This window comes from Tuberibacillus calidus DSM 17572, from assembly GCF_000430685.1.
GTDB classification, from domain to species: Bacteria; Bacillota; Bacilli; order Bacillales; family Sporolactobacillaceae; genus Tuberibacillus; species Tuberibacillus calidus.
On sequence record NZ_AUMM01000031.1, the window covers coordinates 14,446 to 31,185 of the forward strand.

Annotated in this window: 18 protein-coding genes; all 18 read left to right on the plus strand. The window is 45.3% G+C overall.

Going from position 1 to position 16,740, the window contains the following annotated elements; genetic code table 11:
* Positions 1-126 precede the first annotated feature (126 nt).
* The 18 genes from yabG (at position 127) to H532_RS0109140 (ending at position 16,587) form a co-directional block, all read left to right on the plus strand.
* Positions 127-987, plus strand: a complete 861-nt coding sequence (gene yabG, locus H532_RS0109055; protein ID WP_027725221.1) for a sporulation peptidase YabG — start codon at positions 127-129, stop codon at positions 985-987.
* 161 nt (positions 988-1,148) lie between these two features.
* Entirely contained in the window at positions 1,149-1,403 is a 255-nt protein-coding gene (gene veg, locus H532_RS0109060) for a biofilm formation stimulator Veg (RefSeq protein ID WP_027725222.1), read from the plus strand.
* 112 nt (positions 1,404-1,515) lie between these two features.
* Positions 1,516-1,689 carry a small, acid-soluble spore protein, alpha/beta type gene (locus H532_RS0109065; RefSeq protein WP_027725223.1) on the plus strand — a complete coding sequence of 58 codons (174 nt, stop codon included), beginning with the start codon at positions 1,516-1,518 and terminating at the stop codon, positions 1,687-1,689.
* A gap of 160 nt (positions 1,690-1,849) precedes the next feature.
* Positions 1,850-2,710: a 4-(cytidine 5'-diphospho)-2-C-methyl-D-erythritol kinase gene (ispE, locus tag H532_RS0109070; RefSeq protein ID WP_027725224.1), complete on the plus strand. Its 861-nt coding sequence runs from the start codon at positions 1,850-1,852 to the stop codon at positions 2,708-2,710.
* Between the two features lie 56 nt (positions 2,711-2,766).
* The gene (gene purR, locus H532_RS0109075; protein ID WP_027725225.1) at positions 2,767-3,594 is read left to right on the plus strand and encodes a pur operon repressor; all 828 of its coding nucleotides are present in this window, start codon (positions 2,767-2,769) and stop codon (positions 3,592-3,594) included.
* A 2-nt stretch (positions 3,595-3,596) separates the two neighbouring features.
* Complete coding sequence (locus H532_RS0109080) at positions 3,597-3,974, plus strand: RidA family protein (protein ID WP_038111983.1); 378 nt, start codon at positions 3,597-3,599, stop codon at positions 3,972-3,974.
* A gap of 103 nt (positions 3,975-4,077) precedes the next feature.
* Positions 4,078-4,362 (plus strand): septation regulator SpoVG, encoded by a 285-nt coding sequence (gene spoVG / locus H532_RS0109085; RefSeq protein WP_027725227.1) that lies wholly within the window; start codon positions 4,078-4,080, stop codon positions 4,360-4,362.
* Between the two features lie 124 nt (positions 4,363-4,486).
* Positions 4,487-5,863 carry a bifunctional UDP-N-acetylglucosamine diphosphorylase/glucosamine-1-phosphate N-acetyltransferase GlmU gene (gene glmU / locus H532_RS0109090; protein ID WP_027725228.1) on the plus strand — a complete coding sequence of 459 codons (1,377 nt, stop codon included), beginning with the start codon at positions 4,487-4,489 and terminating at the stop codon, positions 5,861-5,863.
* 14 nt (positions 5,864-5,877) lie between these two features.
* Complete coding sequence (locus H532_RS0109095; protein ID WP_027725229.1) at positions 5,878-6,828, plus strand: ribose-phosphate diphosphokinase; 951 nt, start codon at positions 5,878-5,880, stop codon at positions 6,826-6,828.
* Positions 6,829-6,893: 65 nt separating this feature from the next.
* Positions 6,894-7,520 carry a 50S ribosomal protein L25/general stress protein Ctc gene (locus H532_RS0109100; RefSeq protein ID WP_027725230.1) on the plus strand — a complete coding sequence of 209 codons (627 nt, stop codon included), beginning with the start codon at positions 6,894-6,896 and terminating at the stop codon, positions 7,518-7,520.
* Positions 7,521-7,591: 71 nt separating this feature from the next.
* Positions 7,592-8,149 (plus strand): aminoacyl-tRNA hydrolase, encoded by a 558-nt coding sequence (gene pth / locus H532_RS0109105; RefSeq protein WP_027725231.1) that lies wholly within the window; start codon positions 7,592-7,594, stop codon positions 8,147-8,149.
* A gap of 72 nt (positions 8,150-8,221) precedes the next feature.
* The gene (gene fin, locus H532_RS0109110) at positions 8,222-8,452 is read left to right on the plus strand and encodes an anti-sigma-F factor Fin (protein WP_027725232.1); all 231 of its coding nucleotides are present in this window, start codon (positions 8,222-8,224) and stop codon (positions 8,450-8,452) included.
* Between the two features lie 175 nt (positions 8,453-8,627).
* Complete coding sequence (mfd, locus tag H532_RS18385; protein ID WP_038111985.1) at positions 8,628-12,182, plus strand: transcription-repair coupling factor; 3,555 nt, start codon at positions 8,628-8,630, stop codon at positions 12,180-12,182.
* Positions 12,183-12,281: 99 nt separating this feature from the next.
* The gene (gene spoVT / locus H532_RS0109120) at positions 12,282-12,818 is read left to right on the plus strand and encodes a stage V sporulation protein T (RefSeq protein ID WP_027725233.1); all 537 of its coding nucleotides are present in this window, start codon (positions 12,282-12,284) and stop codon (positions 12,816-12,818) included.
* Positions 12,819-12,921: 103 nt separating this feature from the next.
* Positions 12,922-14,466 carry a putative polysaccharide biosynthesis protein gene (locus H532_RS18390; protein ID WP_051263241.1) on the plus strand — a complete coding sequence of 515 codons (1,545 nt, stop codon included), beginning with the start codon at positions 12,922-12,924 and terminating at the stop codon, positions 14,464-14,466.
* A gap of 30 nt (positions 14,467-14,496) precedes the next feature.
* Entirely contained in the window at positions 14,497-15,951 is a 1,455-nt protein-coding gene (yabN, locus tag H532_RS0109130) for a bifunctional methyltransferase/pyrophosphohydrolase YabN (RefSeq protein ID WP_027725234.1), read from the plus strand.
* A 100-nt stretch (positions 15,952-16,051) separates the two neighbouring features.
* Positions 16,052-16,324: an HU family DNA-binding protein gene (locus H532_RS0109135; RefSeq protein WP_027725235.1), complete on the plus strand. Its 273-nt coding sequence runs from the start codon at positions 16,052-16,054 to the stop codon at positions 16,322-16,324.
* A gap of 2 nt (positions 16,325-16,326) precedes the next feature.
* Positions 16,327-16,587: an RNA-binding S4 domain-containing protein gene (locus tag H532_RS0109140; RefSeq protein ID WP_027725236.1), complete on the plus strand. Its 261-nt coding sequence runs from the start codon at positions 16,327-16,329 to the stop codon at positions 16,585-16,587.
* The last annotated feature ends 153 nt before the right edge of the window (positions 16,588-16,740 follow it).

Below are 16,740 nucleotides of genomic sequence, written 5' to 3' on the forward strand. Positions count from 1 at the left end.
TTTAAATGATTCGGCCGTTGCCTCCAAGATGTTGAGCTTCCAAGGGGGCCTTTTCTATTTATGGCGCTTGCAAAAGCTTATTCATTTCAAGCAGCGGCTTTTTTCGGATGGCTGGGAGGGACTTTAGTGGCAATCAGTATTGGGGATTTGGTTGGGCGAAAGTCGTATGGATGTGACATTGTTTTTAGGGTTATAAAATTGAACATTAAAGATGGTGTGGCAGAACTCGCCGGTGAAGATATGCGCCTTTGTGCTGACGCGCCGATCGAGGATTTGGTGATCATCGCAGGTGAAGAAAGGGAAAATTACGAGAAGAAACAAAAGGAACTTGAAGCTTATTCTACCAAATTGTTTCGGCAAGATTATCAATTGCTAAAGGCAAAGCGAGAGTATACCGCAACGAATGGTTATCGCGGAAGGCAAGCTTATTTTGAAATGCCAGGAAGAGTGCTTCATATTGACGGCGACCCTTACTATTTAAAAAAATGTCTCCGGGTATACGAAAAGCTCAATGTGCCGGTTCTCGGTAAGTATGTCAAAGAAGAGGAGATGGCGAATGTCGTTCCCGAGCTAATTAAACATGTTCGCCCTGATATTTTGGTATTAACCGGCCACGATGCTTATATGAAAAATAAAGGCCCCGAAGATGATTTAAAGGCCTATCGCCACTCCGCGCATTTTATAAGAACTGTGAAGGAAGTCCGTTATCACATCCCCCACCTCGACCAGCTTGTTATTTTTGCTGGTGCCTGTCAGTCCCATTTTGAATTACTAATCCGTGCTGGAGCTAATTTTGCAAGTTCCCCGACGCGCGTCAATATCCATGCCCTGGATCCGGTTTATGTCGTTTCAAAAATCAGTTACCTTCCGTTTACAGAATATGTGAATGTTTGGGACGTGTTGCATAACACGCTATCTGGGACGGATGGATTGGGCGGTGTGGAGACAAGAGGGCTCTTGCGCACAGGCATGCCTTATAAATTGTAATCAACGCATTAGGATACATACATTGTAAAAAAATGTGCAGACTATGTGACAAACATCCATTGACAAAAATCCGAACTCCCTGATATAATTACCTTTTTGTTTTAGGGTTTGACAAAATTGCTCGAAAGATGTTATAATTTTGTTAGCGAGGTGGGTTAAACATGGGAAAAACCATTCAGGACATTAAATGCGCGTTGGACGAACGAATTGGTGAACGTCTGACCCTGAAGGCAAATGGGGGCAGGAGGAAAACCATCCAACGAGTCGGTGTCTTGGAGGAAACTTATCCTTCGGTTTTCATCGTGAAACTTGACCGAGACTCTAATGCTTACGAAAGAGTATCATACAGTTATACGGATGTGTTAACAGAAACCGTTGAAATCACTTTTCTTAAAGAAGCGGCTGGCGGGCAGTAAGGCAATTTTGTCTCACTGCTTTTTTTCTTTTTGTCAAAAACGACCCTTTTTCATATTCCGAAGGTCTTTAACGAATAATATAAAGGCTCAATAGTTTAAAGGAGGTTTTCCCATGGCGAGACGCCGCGGTTTCATGTCTGAGGCTTTGAAAGAAGAAATCGCCAAAGAGCTTGGCTTTTATGATACGGTCCAACGAGAAGGTTGGGGCGGGATCAAAGCCCGAGACGCTGGGAACATGGTAAAAAAAGCGATTGAAATGGCGCAAAGGCAAATGGCAGATCGTTAAAGAAACAGGAACTATTGAGCATCCGGAGGCTTGTCCTCCGGATTTTTTCGTTTTACACTAGCAGATGAGGTATCAATCGTTCTTTCGTTGCGGAAGAGCCATTTTATCGCTATTCTATGAGTAAGTCATTATGGTGCTGAAATAGAGGCGGGTGAACTGCTTGAAGGTGATGGAAAGAGCGTCGGCGAAAATTAATTTAGCTTTAGATGTACTTGGAAAAAGAGCGGATGGTTACCATGAGGTCTCAATGGTAATGACGACCGTTGATTTAGCCGACCATATTGAAATAGAAGAAACCAAGAGAGAAGATATCTACATTCGCGCCACAGCGCCGTTTGTTCCGGAAGATGAACGCAATTTGGCTTATAAGGCTGCGGCATTGATGAAAGAGCGGTTTCGCATCCAAAGAGGCCTATCGATCATCATCCATAAACAAATCCCCGTGGCAGCGGGACTCGCTGGAGGTTCCAGTGATGCAGCTGCGACGATCCGGGCTTTAAATCGTTTATGGAACCTTAATCTTTCAACCGAAGAGATGATGAGGCTGGGCACTGAAATCGGTTCGGATGTTGCCTTTTGTGTTCACGGAGGAACAGCGTTAGCCACAGGTCGGGGTGAAAAGATTAAGGGTTTACCTGCCCCACCGTCTTGCTGGGTTGTGTTAGCCAAACCACCCGTCGCGGTTTCAACGGGAAATGTTTACAGTGCTTTAAATTTACAGGCTATTTCTCACCCCAACGTCCAAGGCATGATTCAGGCATTGCGGGAAGGAAGCTTTGAGAACATCTGCCGCCATTTAGGAAATGTCTTAGAATCCGTTACAATACCGGCTGTCCCCGAGGTCGGACAAATTAAAACATTAATGAAAAAGCTTGGGGCAGATGGTGTTTTAATGAGCGGTAGCGGGCCAACGGTATTTGGATTGACGCAGTACGAATCGCGGGCCCAAAAACTTGTAAACAGCTTAAAAGGATTTTGCGGCGATGTTTATGCGGTTAGGCTCATTGGCCGTCCATCTTGATGGTGCTTGTTCGGTTGTGTAAGATGATTTTGTAATCTAGTCACGGAGGATCTCTCATGAAATTGAAAAGAAGCGGCCGTTTGGTAGATATGACAAGATATTTAATGGAGCATCCAAATACCATCGTTTCCTTGACGGAATTTAGCGAACGCTACGAGTCGGCGAAGTCATCCATTAGCGAAGATTTGGCCATCATTAAGGAAAGCTTTGAAGCCCAAGGGGTTGGAAAATTGGTGACCTTGCCCGGGGCAACCGGTGGGGTAAAATACATTCCGTATATCAAGAAAAAGGCGGCAGAAAGCTTTTTAACTTCTTTAGGCCAAATGTTGTCGAGTCAAGAACGTCTTCTTGCGGGCGGCTATCTTTTTATGACGGATATTTTGGGTGACCCTTTTATCATTAAAGAGATCGGACGGCTCATCGCTTCGGTTTATATACATAACGACATCGATGTCGTGATGACAATGGAAACCAAAGGCATTCCCATCGCGTATGCCGCTGCATCGCAATTAAATGTCCCGGTGGTCATAGCTCGCCGAAGCAGCAAGGTCACCGAGGGTTCAACAGTGAGCATCAACTATGTTTCGGGTTCTTCAAAACGGATTCAGTCCATGGTTTTGCCGAGGCGGAGTTTGTCGAAAGGCTCCCGCGTCTTAATCGTCGATGACTTTATGAAAGCAGGCGGAACGATCAAAGGCATGATGCATTTAGTCGCCGAATTTGAATGTCTCACCGTCGGCATCGCTGTGTTAGTTGAAACAGGAGGCGAAAGCCCAAAATTAGTGGATCGGTATTTATCGCTTCTAAAGTTAGGGCAAATAAAAGAAGGCACCGCTGTCCCCATAGAAATCGGCAATTATTTTAATTATTTTAGGGAGGAATAAAAATGAAAGCAACTTATACCAAAGATGCTCCGGAAGCAATCGGACCATACTCACAAGGTGTGATCGTTAATAATTTATTTTTCAGCTCCGGACAAATTCCGTTAAAACCGAATGGCGAACTTGTCACAGGCGATATCGAAGCACAAGTACACCAAGTCTTTGCGAACTTGAAAGCTGTTTTGGAAAGCGCCGGTGCTTCACTTAAAACAGTTGTCAAAACAACAGTTTTCATTCGTCGCATGGCTGATTTTCCTAAAGTCAACGAAGTGTACGCGAGCTATTTTTCTGACCACCGTCCCGCCCGTTCTTGTGTAGAAGTTTCCGGATTGCCCAAAGATGTGGATGTAGAAATCGAAGTCATTGCCCTTGTGAAGGAGTAAAAACTTTTTTTATATTTTTTATATTGTTTTGAAGGATTTTCGAATTTTTTGTAGAATGATTGTAATAGTTTCTTATCTATGGGAAAAGGTGGTGCCAAAAAGAATGGAAGTGACAGATGTAAGATTGCGCAGAGTGAACACGGATGGACGCATGCGTGCCATTGCCTCCATCACGATTGATCATGAATTTGTCATTCATGACATCCGCGTGATCGATGGTAATAATGGCATGTTTGTCGCCATGCCGAGCAAAAGAACGCCGGATGGCGAATTCCGTGATATTGCCCACCCGATCACTTCTAGCACACGAGAAAAAATCCAAACGGCGGTACTTGAAGAATTCCACCGGCTTGGTGATGTCGAACTTGAAGAAGCAGGAGCATCATAATCCTGTATCTAGGAACCCTGTAATAGGGTTCCTTTTGTTTTGCTCGCCGCCTCGTTTCCTTGAAAAACCACCTCATTTAAGATATAGTCATTTATGGATGACTAGAAAAATGGGAGGGTAACAAGTGTCCCAACGTTTTGCCGTTATTCTTGCGGCTGGTAAAGGCACAAGAATGAAATCGAATTTGTATAAGGTTCTTCATCCGGTTTGCGGAAAACCGATGATTAAACATATTCTTGATCAAATCGCCCCCATTGGCTTCGACCGCATTGTGACGATCGTCTCAGAAGGGGCCGAGGCCGTGAAAGCCGAACTCGGCGACCGCGTCGCCTATGCCATTCAAGCCGAGCAACTCGGCACCGCCCATGCGACGTTACAAGCCGCCGCGCATTTGGAAGGGCTCCAAGGGACGACCGTCGTTCTTTACGGAGATACCCCTCTAATTACAGGGGAGACGGTCTCAAGGCTCCTTCAGCACCATGAAGAAAGCAGTGCCGTCTGTACGGTGCTAACTGCAATCGCTTCCAATCCTAAAGGATACGGACGCATTATACGGAACAGCAATGGACAAGTCATTGACATTGTCGAAGAAAAAGATGCCACGGCAGAGCAGAAGGCGATCACGGAAATCAACACAGGGATTTACTGTTTTGACAACGTCAAACTCTTCGATGTGTTAAAACGTGTCGATAATGACAATGCTCAAAAGGAATACTATTTGCCGAGCGCTTTCACATTATTGCGGGAAATGGGTGAAAAGGTTTCTGCTTATCAAGCAGATGTTTTTGAAGATACGCTGGGCGTCAATGACCGCGTGGCTTTGGCACAGGCGGAAGCCATCATGCAGAAGCGAATTAACGAAGCTTTAATGATGTCCGGTGTAACGATTAAAGACCCGCAAACGACGTATATTGATGCAGATGTAAAAATCGGTAGAGATACGGTGGTCCTACCAGGGTCCATTCTTTCTGGACGGACGGAAATCGGCGAAGGTTGCACCATTGGACCGAACAGCGAGATTTCCAACACGAAGGTCGGCAACTATACGACTATTCGCCATTCTGTTGTTTCTGATAGTGAAATTGGTAGTGAAGTCCAAATCGGCCCGTTCAGCCACATCCGCCCGCAAACGGCAATTGGTGACCGAGCTAAGGTCGGCAACTTTGTTGAAGTCAAAAAATCGACGATTGGTGAAGGCAGTAAGGCATCCCATCTCAGCTATGTCGGTGATGCAGAAATTGGCAAGGATGTGAATTTGGGATGCGGAATGATTACGGTCAATTATGATGGGAAGTATAAATATTTAACAAAAGTAGAAGACGGCGCCTTCATCGGGTGTAACGTCAATCTCATCGCACCGGTCACAGTCGGCAAAGAAGCGATCGTCGCCGCTGGCTCAACCATCACGGAAGACGTGGAAGCCGACAGTCTCGCGATTGCCCGCGCGCGGCAAACAAATAAAGCACATTACGCCAATCGATATAATCATAAGAAAAAATAACGGAGGTCCCTGGCATGCCAAGCTATCTTGATCCCGATTTAAAAGTCTTTTCATTAAACTCCAATCCCGAACTATCAGAGGAAATTGCTAGGCACATCGGCATTCACCTCGGAAAATCATCGGTGTCCACCTTCAGCGATGGTGAAATTCAAATTAACATTGAAGAAAGCATCAGAGGGTGCGATGTTTATGTCATTCAATCAACCTGTGCACCTGTTAATAAACATTTGATGGAACTGTTGATCATGTTGGATGCATTAAAAAGAGCATCCGCCAAAACGATCAATGTTGTCATGCCGTACTACGGTTATGCCAGGCAAGACCGTAAGGCACGGGCTCGCGAACCGATTACAGCAAAGCTAGTCGCCAACTTATTAGAAACGGCTGGTGCGACCCGGGTCATTACCGTCGATTTACATGCACCACAGATCCAAGGGTTTTTTGACATCCCAGTGGACCAATTGCTAGGTGTTCCAATTTTATCTGATTATTTTAAGAAGAAGAACCTCGATGATATCGTTGTCGTTTCTCCAGACCACGGCGGTGTGACGCGCGCGCGGAAAATGGCCGACCGTCTGAAAGCGCCGATTGCCATCATTGACAAACGCCGTCCCCGTCCGAACGTTGCGGAAGTCATGAACATCATCGGTAATATTGAAGGGAAAACCGCGATTATTATTGACGATATCATTGATACGGCCGGAACGATCACATTGGCTGCGAATGCCTTAATAGAAAATGGGGCCAAAGAAGTGTATGCGTGCTGCACACACCCTGTTTTATCCGGACCAGCAGTTGAGAGAATTGAGCGATCAAATATTAAGGAATTGGTCGTGACAAACACGATTCCGCTTCCCAAAGAGAAACGCATCGAAAAGATTGTCCAGCTTTCCATGGCACCGCTTTTGGGTGAAGCCATTATCCGTGTTCATGAACAGCTGTCGGTCAGCAAGCTTTTTGATTAAACGTTGCCTTGTTTCAAAAAAGGGTAAACCGGAAATAGTGATAGATGGAAAGGAGTGTTTTTCTCATGGCTATGGCATTAACAGCAGAGAAAAGAGAGTCATCCAAGAAATCTGTCACACGAAACTTAAGGCGAAACGGAAAAATCCCGGCGGTTTTATACGGAAAGACGGTGACGAATCAACTCATCGCTGTCGATGAACGGGAAATGATTCGGGTCTTTCAAGAAAACGGCCGAAATGGTGTTGTGCAAATGCAATTGGACGGAACAACAATTTCCGTCATCGCGCATGAAATTCAATATGATCCGTTAAAAAGAAAATGGTTGCATTTAGACTTTCTGGAAGTGGATATGGATCACGAGATGGATGTGGATGTGCCGATTCTTTTTATGGGTGAAGATGTGGTCACCAAAGCGGGCGGTGTCATTCAACATCAATTGAACGAATTAAAAGTAAGAGCTTTGCCTAAGGACATACCCGGGGCCATTGAGGTCGATGTCTCTGACTTGAAGGTCGGGGACGTACTGAAAGTTAAGGACATAAAAGCAAAAAGTGGGTATACTTTACTTAATGAAGATGATGACGTGATTGTCTCCGTCATTCCACCGGCGCGCGACCGGGGTCAAGAAGACTTGGATGTAAAAGCGGAGATTGAAGAAAACAAAGAGGATCATGCTGAATCAGAAGAATAAATGTCTTCGGCGGCGTAACCCCTGTGGTTACGCCCTTTTAAGATAGGGCATATTTGGGGAGAGTCGATGGTATGAAGCTTTTTGTCGGACTTGGGAATCCGGGTTCTGAATATCAATCCACGCGGCATAATATAGGTTTTGAAGTGGTGGAGCAACTTGCCAAACAGCTTGAGATCCCGCTTACCCAAACAAAATTTAATGCGATTTATGGAAAAGGAAATGTTCAAGGGGAAGACGTCTTTTTGTTAAAGCCATTAACGTATATGAATGCCTCCGGTGAAGCCGTTGGTCCGTTTATGCGCTATTTCAAGCTGGAACTTGATGATCTTATTGTTATTTATGATGATTTGGATTTAGCGGTAGGAAAAATCCGACTTCGTCTGAAGGGGAGTGCTGGCGGCCACAATGGCATGAAATCCATTATCCGCCATGTCGGCTCCCAAGATTTTAAGAGAATTCGGGTCGGCATCGGCAGGCCAGAGGGACGTCAGCCGGTCGTTGATTTTGTTTTAAAACCATTTTCTAAAGAAGAGCGTCCGATTGTCGATGAGACGGTCAAAAAGGCAGCGTTAGCATGTACAAAGGCGATTACCGAACCCTTTACGAATGTCATGAATGCTTTTAATTGAATAAATAAATAGATAGCGGCAATACTACTCCTAGCAACATGCTTAACATCAACGCTTGGAGGCGTATTTCGCGTGGATATTTTTTATCATTGCCGGCATTGTGGGACACAAGTCGGCCATATCAAAAATGATGTTTTTCGAACGGATCAGCTCGGGTTTGATAAGTTAAGCCCCAAGGAAAGGGCTGAGTTGATACATTATGATGCAAACGGTCATGTCAACGTATCGACCATTTGCGAAGATTGTCAGGAAGCTCTGGAGCGCAATCCAGATTTGCACCAGTTTGATAATTTCATTCAATAGCAAGCTTTGGCTTTGGCCAAAGCGTTTTTCTCTACATCTTTTTATTTTTTGTACAGGTAAGAAAGGATCATTTTTATAGGCCGGTATAAGGGTAATTAAGGTTCTACCTTTGCGCCCAAAAGGCTTGTCTGTTTTAATAAGCGTTCGCTTTTCCGATTTTGGGAGGGGAAATTCATTGCTTGGTTTAAAGCAATATGTTAAGAGTCATCTCATGGACTTACAATTAATAGAGGATGGGTTTGCAGGCGGGATGCGTCAACAATTGGTATCGGGTTTGACGGGTGCCGCCAAAACGCTTTGGATGTCTTCCCTTTATGAAAGGCGAAGCGGCGCCGTCATGGTTGTGACCCACAATCTTTATCAGGCTCAAAAACTTTACGAAGATTTAAATGAGTTATTGCCTGAGGAAGAAGTGTTTTTGTATCCTGCCAACGAACTCATCGCCTCAGAGCTTGCCGTAGCGAGTCCCGAACTGCGCTCAGAACGCATTGCTGTATTAAATTATTTTGCTGAAAATAAGAAAGGGATCGTTATTGTCCCCGTTAGCGGCTTAAAACGATGGGTTGCCCCCAAACCGGTTTGGAAAAAAGCGTTACTATCTTTTAAGGTGGGCGACATCGTTGATGTGCCTCAGACCTTAGCCACATTGACGGCCATTGGCTATGAGCGGGAAGATATGGTTCAGGGGCCAGGAGAATTCAGCATGCGGGGCGGTATTTTGGATATATACCCGCTGACGGAAGAAAATCCTGTGAGAATCGAGTTTTTTGATGATGAAGTCGATTCGATTCGTTTTTTTGATAGTGATTCACAAAGGTCTTTAGATAAATTACAGCAGATTTCCATTGGTCCGGCAAAGGAACTCATCCTTTATCCGGAACACTTTGAACGGGCAGAAAAAGCCTTGAAAAAAGCGCTGTCGCAAACGCTTAATAAGGTGAAAGATGAAATCGTAAAAGAGCGTTTGACAGAAAACATTACAAACGAAGCGGATGCTTTGGCCGAACAACGCCTGTTTGATGACATCAGTAAATACATCACGTTCTTTTATGAGGAGTCGGCAACTCTATTAAGCTATATGCCGGAAGATACATTGATCATTGTGGATGAAGTTAATAGAGTCCAAGAAACCGCAGAACAATTGGACCGGGAAGAGGCCGATTGGCTAACGGATATGTTAGAGAGAGGGACCATTGTCCAAGGGGCGCATCTTACCAAGAAGTGGTCGGACATTCATCCCTTTGATCATGCCTCAACGCTTTATTTATCGCTTTTTTTGCGCCATCATCCAAACATTCAGCCAGAAAATATCATTAATGTCACTTGTCGCAGCATGCAAGATTTCCACGGGCAAATCCATGTTCTTAAAAATGAATGTCAGCGATGGGAAAAAGGGAAGTTTGCCGTCGTTTTTCTAGCGGAAAATACAGAACGTGCCAAGCGCATGGTACGCGTTTTTGAGGACTATGGGATTACCTCGGAATTGGTGGAAAGTGCAACACCGCCCGTGCCGGGGAAAAGGCATGTCATGATCGGTCAATTGGGCAACGGTTTTGAACTCGTTCAACAAAAATTAGCAGTCATTACTGAAAAGGAAGTCTTTGCCCATAAACCTCGTAAAAAAGCAGCGAAAAACGCTACAAGGATATCCAATGCGGAACGGTTAAAAAATTATAATGAGTTAAAAGTCGGCGATTATGTCGTTCATATTGACCACGGTATTGGGCGATATGTTGGCATTGAAACGTTAGAAGTTGCCGGGGTTCACAAAGACTATTTGCAAATTGTCTACAAAGGAAATGATAAGCTTTACGTTCCTGTGGAAAAGATTGACCAAGTCCAAAAATACGTGAGTGCTGAAGGGAAAGAACCGAAGCTTTACGCATTGGGCGGAAGTGACTGGAAACGCGTTAAATCGAAAGCTAGGTCGTCTGTCCAAGATATCGCTGATGATTTGATCAAACTGTATGCTGAACGCGAGGCGAGTGTCGGACACGCTTTCCAAAAGGACGGTCCGGAGCAAAGGGAATTTGAAGCGGCTTTTCCATATCAAGAAACGGAGGATCAACTCAGAGCCATTGAAGAAATTAAACGCGATATGGAGCGGCCGCGACCGATGGATCGCCTGCTGTGCGGCGATGTCGGGTACGGGAAAACAGAAGTAGCTTTGCGTGCCGCATTTAAAGCGATCATAGAAGGAAAACAAGTCGCCTTTCTTGTGCCGACGACGATTCTTGCCCAACAGCATTATGAGACCGCTAAGGAGCGTTTCAGCGAGTTTGCTGTGAATATCGGTGTTTTAAGCCGTTTTCGCACCCGAAAAGAACAGCAAGAGACGATCAAGGGATTAAAAAAAGGAACCATTGATATGGTCATCGGCACCCATCGCTTGTTGTCTAAGGATGTTCAGTTTAAAGATTTAGGGCTGTTGATCGTGGATGAAGAGCAGCGATTCGGTGTTACCCATAAAGAAAAGATAAAAAAGATGAAAGCAAACGTTGACGTGTTAACGCTAACGGCAACCCCCATTCCGCGGACGCTGCATATGTCCATGCTTGGCGTTAGGGATTTGTCCATTATTGAAACACCGCCGGAAAATCGGTTCCCGGTACAAACTTACGTGACCGAATACAGCGATGCCCTTGTCCGAGAAGCCATTGAAAGAGAATTGGCACGGGACGGACAAGTTTACTTTCTTTATAATCGCGTCGAGTCCATCCAGCGTATGGCTGAAGAGATTCGCCGCCTTGTTCCGGACGCCCGCGTGACCTTTGCCCACGGACAAATGCATGAAAATGAACTGGAAGCGGTGATGCTGGACTTTTTAGAAGGGGTTTATGATGTGTTGGTCAGCACTACAATTATTGAAACCGGTGTTGACATTCCCAATGTTAACACACTGATTGTCTATGACGCTGACCGCATGGGGTTATCACAACTGTATCAGCTGAGGGGGCGTGTCGGCAGGTCCAATCGGGTTGCGTATGCTTATTTTACGTATCAAAAGGATAAAGTCATGAATGAAGTCACTGAAAAACGATTGCAGGCGATTAAAGAATTCACAGAACTCGGCTCAGGATTTAAAATTGCCATGCGCGATTTATCGATCCGCGGCGCTGGTAATCTGTTGGGGGCCGAACAACATGGGTTTATCGATTCGGTCGGTTTTGACCTTTATACGCAAATGCTGAAAGAAGCGATTGATGAACGTAAAGGTCAACCGGTGGCAAGAGTCCATCGCCAACCGGTCATTGAAATCGAGGCAGATGCGTATATCCCCGAAAGCTATATTCCCGATTCGCTTCAGAAAATTGAAATGTATAAAAAACTCAAAGCCGCCGATGCGTTTAATGAGCTCGAGGATATAAAAGAAGAATTGATCGACCGTTTTGGCGATTATCCAAGGGAAGTTGAAGATCTTTTAGAGATCACAAAAATAAAAATATTAGCCGAAAAGCTTCTCATCGAAAAAATTTCCGAAGAAAAATCGTCCTACAAAGTGTTGTTTTCTGAAGAGGCGACCCGTATACTGGACAAATTCAGCCTGTTTGATACTGTAAGTGAATATGGAAACGACGCTGTTCTCGGTACGTCGGGCAACAAAATTAAATTTACCCGGTATACCAAAAATCAAAGTGACCATGTTAAACTCATGCTGCTCTCGGAAGTTTTGGAAAAAATATATAAAAACCAACATTTAACTGTAACAGCGGGGAATCCTGCCCAATAATGAATAGAAAGGCAAGCGGCGAAAGATAATAAGGTTGGAAACATCGAATGGTATCTTCTTGCATCAAAGTCAATATTACTGAAAGTGAGGGTATCTGTGATGAAGGCAACAGGCATTGTTCGTCGCATAGATGATTTGGGTCGGGTGGTCATACCGAAAGAAATTCGGCGGACACTCCGAATTCGCGAAGGGGACCCGTTGGAAATCTTTGTCGACCGTGACGGAGAAGTCATTTTAAAAAAATATTCGCCGATCAATGAACTCGGCGATTTTGCCCAAGAATATGCCGATTCGTTAGCCGAAAATTCCGGAAGGCTCGTTCTTATTGCCGACCGTGATGCCTTTATTGCTGTCTCCGGCGGTTCCAAAAAAAGCTATCTGGATAAGGCGATCGGAGCAACGGTCGAAAAAGCGATGGAGGGAAGAATAACGATAAAAGATAAAGGCGGTAAAGTCGATCTCTTGGAAGACGGAGCGACGGATATTGGGTCCTACGTGATCGCCCCGATCGTTGCCGGAGGAGACCCTATCGGTGCCGTCGTACTGATTTCCAAGGACCATGAAGAACTGGGTGAAGTGGAGACGAAACTCGCAGAAACAGCTGCCGGGTTTTTGGCAAGGCAAATGGAAAGCTAAGAGAGACAAGGCTTGTCTCTCTTTTTCATGTTTAACTTGCCATTCCCACTTTGTGGTATAATCCCTTTTAGACAGAGAGAATTTTGTCGTTTTGGGGGATTTCATGAACAAATTGGTCTTTCGCGGCACCGTCATTCTGACAGCCAGTGCCCTTATCATTAAAATTCTTAGCGCCGTCTATCGGCTTCCGTATCAAAATCTCGCTGGGGATGTAGGCTTTTATGTCTATCAACAAGCCTATCCCTTTTTTGCGCTCGCTGGCGTCATGGGTGGTTTTGGTTTTCCTGTTATTTTATCGAAATTGGCCGCTGAAAAAACGGATGTGAAAGGACAAGCTGTCATTTTCAAAACAGCTGCCATGATGCTCGGTGCCGTTGGGGGTCTATTGTTCTTGACTTTGTTCCTCGGTGCGCCTTCCCTTGCAGACTGGATGGGAGACCCACGTCTTGCTCCTCTCTTTCGTCTCACGGGGTTGATTTTTTTGGTGATGCCGATGTTAGCCCTTCTCAGGGGGTATTTCCAAGGCGTCCACTACTGGATGCTGCCGACCGGGGTTTCGCAAGTGGCGGAACAAACGGTTCGGGTCACTCTCATCCTTGGCCTGTCGTTTTATCTGTTTTCAATTGGCGCAGGCCCTTATGCTTTTGGATCGGCGGCCGTTTTCGGTTCAGCCGTTGCCCCTTATGTGGCTGCTGTCATTTTATTGTTTTTTTATATGAAAAGGCCAAGGGTGGTACGCGCAAAATGGCGCTCTGTTCGTTTGGACGGGAAAGTGGCTTGGCGTCTATTAGCGGAAGGTTTAGCTTATACCTTAACGGCACTTTCTGTTGTTTTTTTTCAGTTCTCAGATGTGATCAGCCTTGTCCCATTGTTAACCCATGCTGGTGTTTCGGAGGCAAAGGCACTGAAAGGCATTTATGACCGCGCCTATCCGTTAATTCAAATGGGGATGACCTTTTCAACAGCGCTCACCGCTGCGATGATTCCGGTTGTAGCGAAGATTACACATCAAAAGGATGAGGCTGAGTTGCGCCGCAATATTCAACAAGCTTTACGATGGGTGATCCTACTTGGTGGGGCGCAATCTGTCGGATTGTTTAGTATTATAAAGCCGTTAAATATTATGCTTTTTAAAAACGGTGATGGAACTTTGGCTTTGGGGATTATGGCGCTCAGCGTTGTCTTTGCATCACTGGTGACAATAGGTTCCGGTCTTTTGCAAAGCCTCGGCCTAACCTTCCACCCTGTTCTTTATGTTTTGGCTGCTTTCTTATTAAAGTTAGTCTTAAACATTTGGCTCGTCCCAAAGATGGAGATCATGGGTGCGGCGCTGGCTACGTTGGTCGGTCTTTCTTTCCTTACGATTTTAGTCGTTACAAAAATTCGCCGTCACTTGGCTACAACACTTTTTACAGTCAAAGAATGGATGGCCTTAGTTATAAGCCTCGCTGGCCTTTGGCTTGCGGTTTTCGTTTGGATACATGGGACTTCCATCATTTTTGATTTTGAAAGCGGTGAAAGAGGGCAGGCGGCAGTGGTTGCCTTATCGAGTGTCGCTTTAGGTGTGGTCGTCTATGGCTTTTCGGTTTTAAAACTTGGACTTGTTACCATTGAAGATGTCAAACGGCTCAGGGGTCATCATACATAATCCTTTTTACAAATTGAACGAGGTGGGAAAATGACCAAGCAAATCACGGTGGTCGGTTTGGGGTCGGGTGAAGCCGGCCATTTGACGATTGGGGTTTATGAGCGGCTAAAGAAAGCGCCGAAGGTTTTTTTGCGGACGAAGGCACATCCTGTGGCGGAATGGCTTAAGGAACAGGGGATTGCTTTCGAAACGTTTGATGCTGTCTATGAACAAATGGATAACTTTGAAGCGGTATACGATGTCATTGTTGCCCGTTTATTGGAGGAAGCCCGTCGCAGCGATCTGCTCTATGCCGTTCCCGGCCATCCGATGGTCGCCGAAAAAACGGTTCGCTTGCTGCGTGAAAAGGTAGAGGCGTGCGGCATTTCCCTTCGCATTGAAGGCGGCCAAAGTTTTCTTGATCCTTTGTTTACGGCATTAAACATTGACCCTATAGAAGGCTTTTCGTTTTTGGATGCTTCCGCATTGGATGCCGATGACGTTCCGCTCGATCAACATTTGATCATTTGCCAAGTGTATGATGCGTTTGTCGCCTCAGAGGTCAAATTAGCGCTCCTTGAACATTTGCCGCCCGATTATGAAGTCGTCATTGCCACTTCCGTCGGTAATGCCGATGAATCGATCACCAAGGTTCCGCTTTCAGACTTAGACCATGATTGGCAAGTTAGCAATTTGACCTGTGTCTACGTCCCACCTGTGCGCGATGAGAACTTATTGAACCATACTTTTCCGAGAATCCGAAAAATTATTCGGAAGCTGCGCAGTCCGGAAGGCTGTCCATGGGATCGAAAGCAAACCCACGAATCTTTAAGAAAATACTTGCTTGAGGAAGCGTTTGAAGTCATCGGAGCCATTGAAGAACAAGACGACGACCATCTTGTGGAAGAGCTTGGAGATGTGCTCTTGCAAGTCCTCTTACATGCACAAATTGGTGAAGATGAAGGATATTTTAATATCCAAGACGTGATTCGCTCGTTATCGGAAAAAATGATTCGGCGCCACCCTCACGTTTTTGGTGAATCCCAAGCGATGACGGCCGAAGAAGTGATCCAGAATTGGGAAGCGATAAAAAAACAAGAGAAAAAAGATGATGATGAAAGTTTGATGGATCAAGTCCCCGGAGGCCTTGCCCCCTTAGCCAAATCGTATGAAATCCAAAAACTGGCGGCAAAGGTTGGTTTTGATTGGCCAGATGCGTCACTTGTATGGGAGAAAATCAGAGAGGAGCTTCATGAACTGCGAAAGGCAGTGGAAGCAGGCCATGTTTCAGAAATGGAAGAAGAACTCGGTGATGTATTATTTTCAGTGGTCAATCTTGCCCGGAAGCTAGACATTCATCCGGTTCTTGCTTTAGGGCGCACGGTTGAGAAATTTTCGCGCCGTTTTAAGCAGATGGAAAATGAAGCACAAGCCAATGGTCGCTCTCTTTCTTCCCTAACAGCCGAAGAGTGGGACAAGTTATGGAATCATGCAAAGGAAAATTAATAAAAAAGAGGATTTTCACGTTTAATAGAGAATAAGTTTTGGTAAAATAGGATAATAACAACGCTTGGTTAAAGTTTATAACGATAAAGGAGGAAACATCGTGAACAAGAATCAAGTGATTGATAATATTGCAGGGAAAACTGGGTTAACGAAGAAGGATGTTGAAACAGTTATCAACAGCCTCATTGAGGAAATTACCGAAGCGCTGAAAAACAATGAGAAAGTTCAATTTGTCGGCTTCGGCACTTTCGAGACAAGAGAGCGTGCGAGCCGCACCGGGCGCAACCCGCAAACGGGTGAGACCATTAACATCCCTGCATCCACGGTTCCGGCCTTCCGCGCGGGCAACAAACTGAAAGAAGCCGTTAAGTAACAATGCGGTTGGACAAGTTTTTGAAAGTTTCCCGCTTGATCAAAAGGCGCACGGTGGCCAAAGAATTGGCGGACCAAGGCCGGGTGATCGTCAACGGCCGCCCGGCAAAAGCCGCCACCGAAGTGAATCCCGGAGATGTTCTTGATATTCGCTTTGGCCAGAAGACGATGACGGTTAAAGTCACCGATTTGAAAGAAACCGTGAAAAAGGATGAAGCCGCGGAGTTATATGAAATATTAAAAGAGGAACCCACGGTGCTCTAGAAAAGTTGGCTCATCGGGCAAACCCCGATTGGAGTCAACTTTTTTATATTGGTAAGGAACGAAATCATTTTTCAGACCAGTATGAGAGCAACTAAGTCTCTAGGTTCGCCTAAGAGACTTTACCAGACCAAGATTCTTTTTTTTAATTAAAAG

What these genes read in the sequence shown, in the direction of transcription:
- veg (WP_027725222.1), top strand. Translation starts at nt 1,149, where the DNA reads ATGGGAAAAACCATTCAGGACATTAAATGCGCGTTGGACGAACGAATT.
- H532_RS0109065 (WP_027725223.1), top strand. Translation starts at nt 1,516, where the DNA reads ATGGCGAGACGCCGCGGTTTCATGTCTGAGGCTTTGAAAGAAGAAATC.
- purR (WP_027725225.1), top strand. Translation starts at nt 2,767, where the DNA reads ATGAAATTGAAAAGAAGCGGCCGTTTGGTAGATATGACAAGATATTTA.
- H532_RS0109080 (WP_038111983.1), top strand. Translation starts at nt 3,597, where the DNA reads ATGAAAGCAACTTATACCAAAGATGCTCCGGAAGCAATCGGACCATAC.
- spoVG (WP_027725227.1), top strand. Translation starts at nt 4,078, where the DNA reads ATGGAAGTGACAGATGTAAGATTGCGCAGAGTGAACACGGATGGACGC.
- H532_RS0109095 (WP_027725229.1), top strand. Translation starts at nt 5,878, where the DNA reads ATGCCAAGCTATCTTGATCCCGATTTAAAAGTCTTTTCATTAAACTCC.
- H532_RS0109100 (WP_027725230.1), top strand. Translation starts at nt 6,894, where the DNA reads ATGGCTATGGCATTAACAGCAGAGAAAAGAGAGTCATCCAAGAAATCT.
- pth (WP_027725231.1), top strand. Translation starts at nt 7,592, where the DNA reads ATGAAGCTTTTTGTCGGACTTGGGAATCCGGGTTCTGAATATCAATCC.
- spoVT (WP_027725233.1), top strand. Translation starts at nt 12,282, where the DNA reads ATGAAGGCAACAGGCATTGTTCGTCGCATAGATGATTTGGGTCGGGTG.
- H532_RS18390 (WP_051263241.1), top strand. Translation starts at nt 12,922, where the DNA reads ATGAACAAATTGGTCTTTCGCGGCACCGTCATTCTGACAGCCAGTGCC.
- yabN (WP_027725234.1), top strand. Translation starts at nt 14,497, where the DNA reads ATGACCAAGCAAATCACGGTGGTCGGTTTGGGGTCGGGTGAAGCCGGC.
- H532_RS0109140 (WP_027725236.1), top strand. Translation starts at nt 16,327, where the DNA reads ATGCGGTTGGACAAGTTTTTGAAAGTTTCCCGCTTGATCAAAAGGCGC.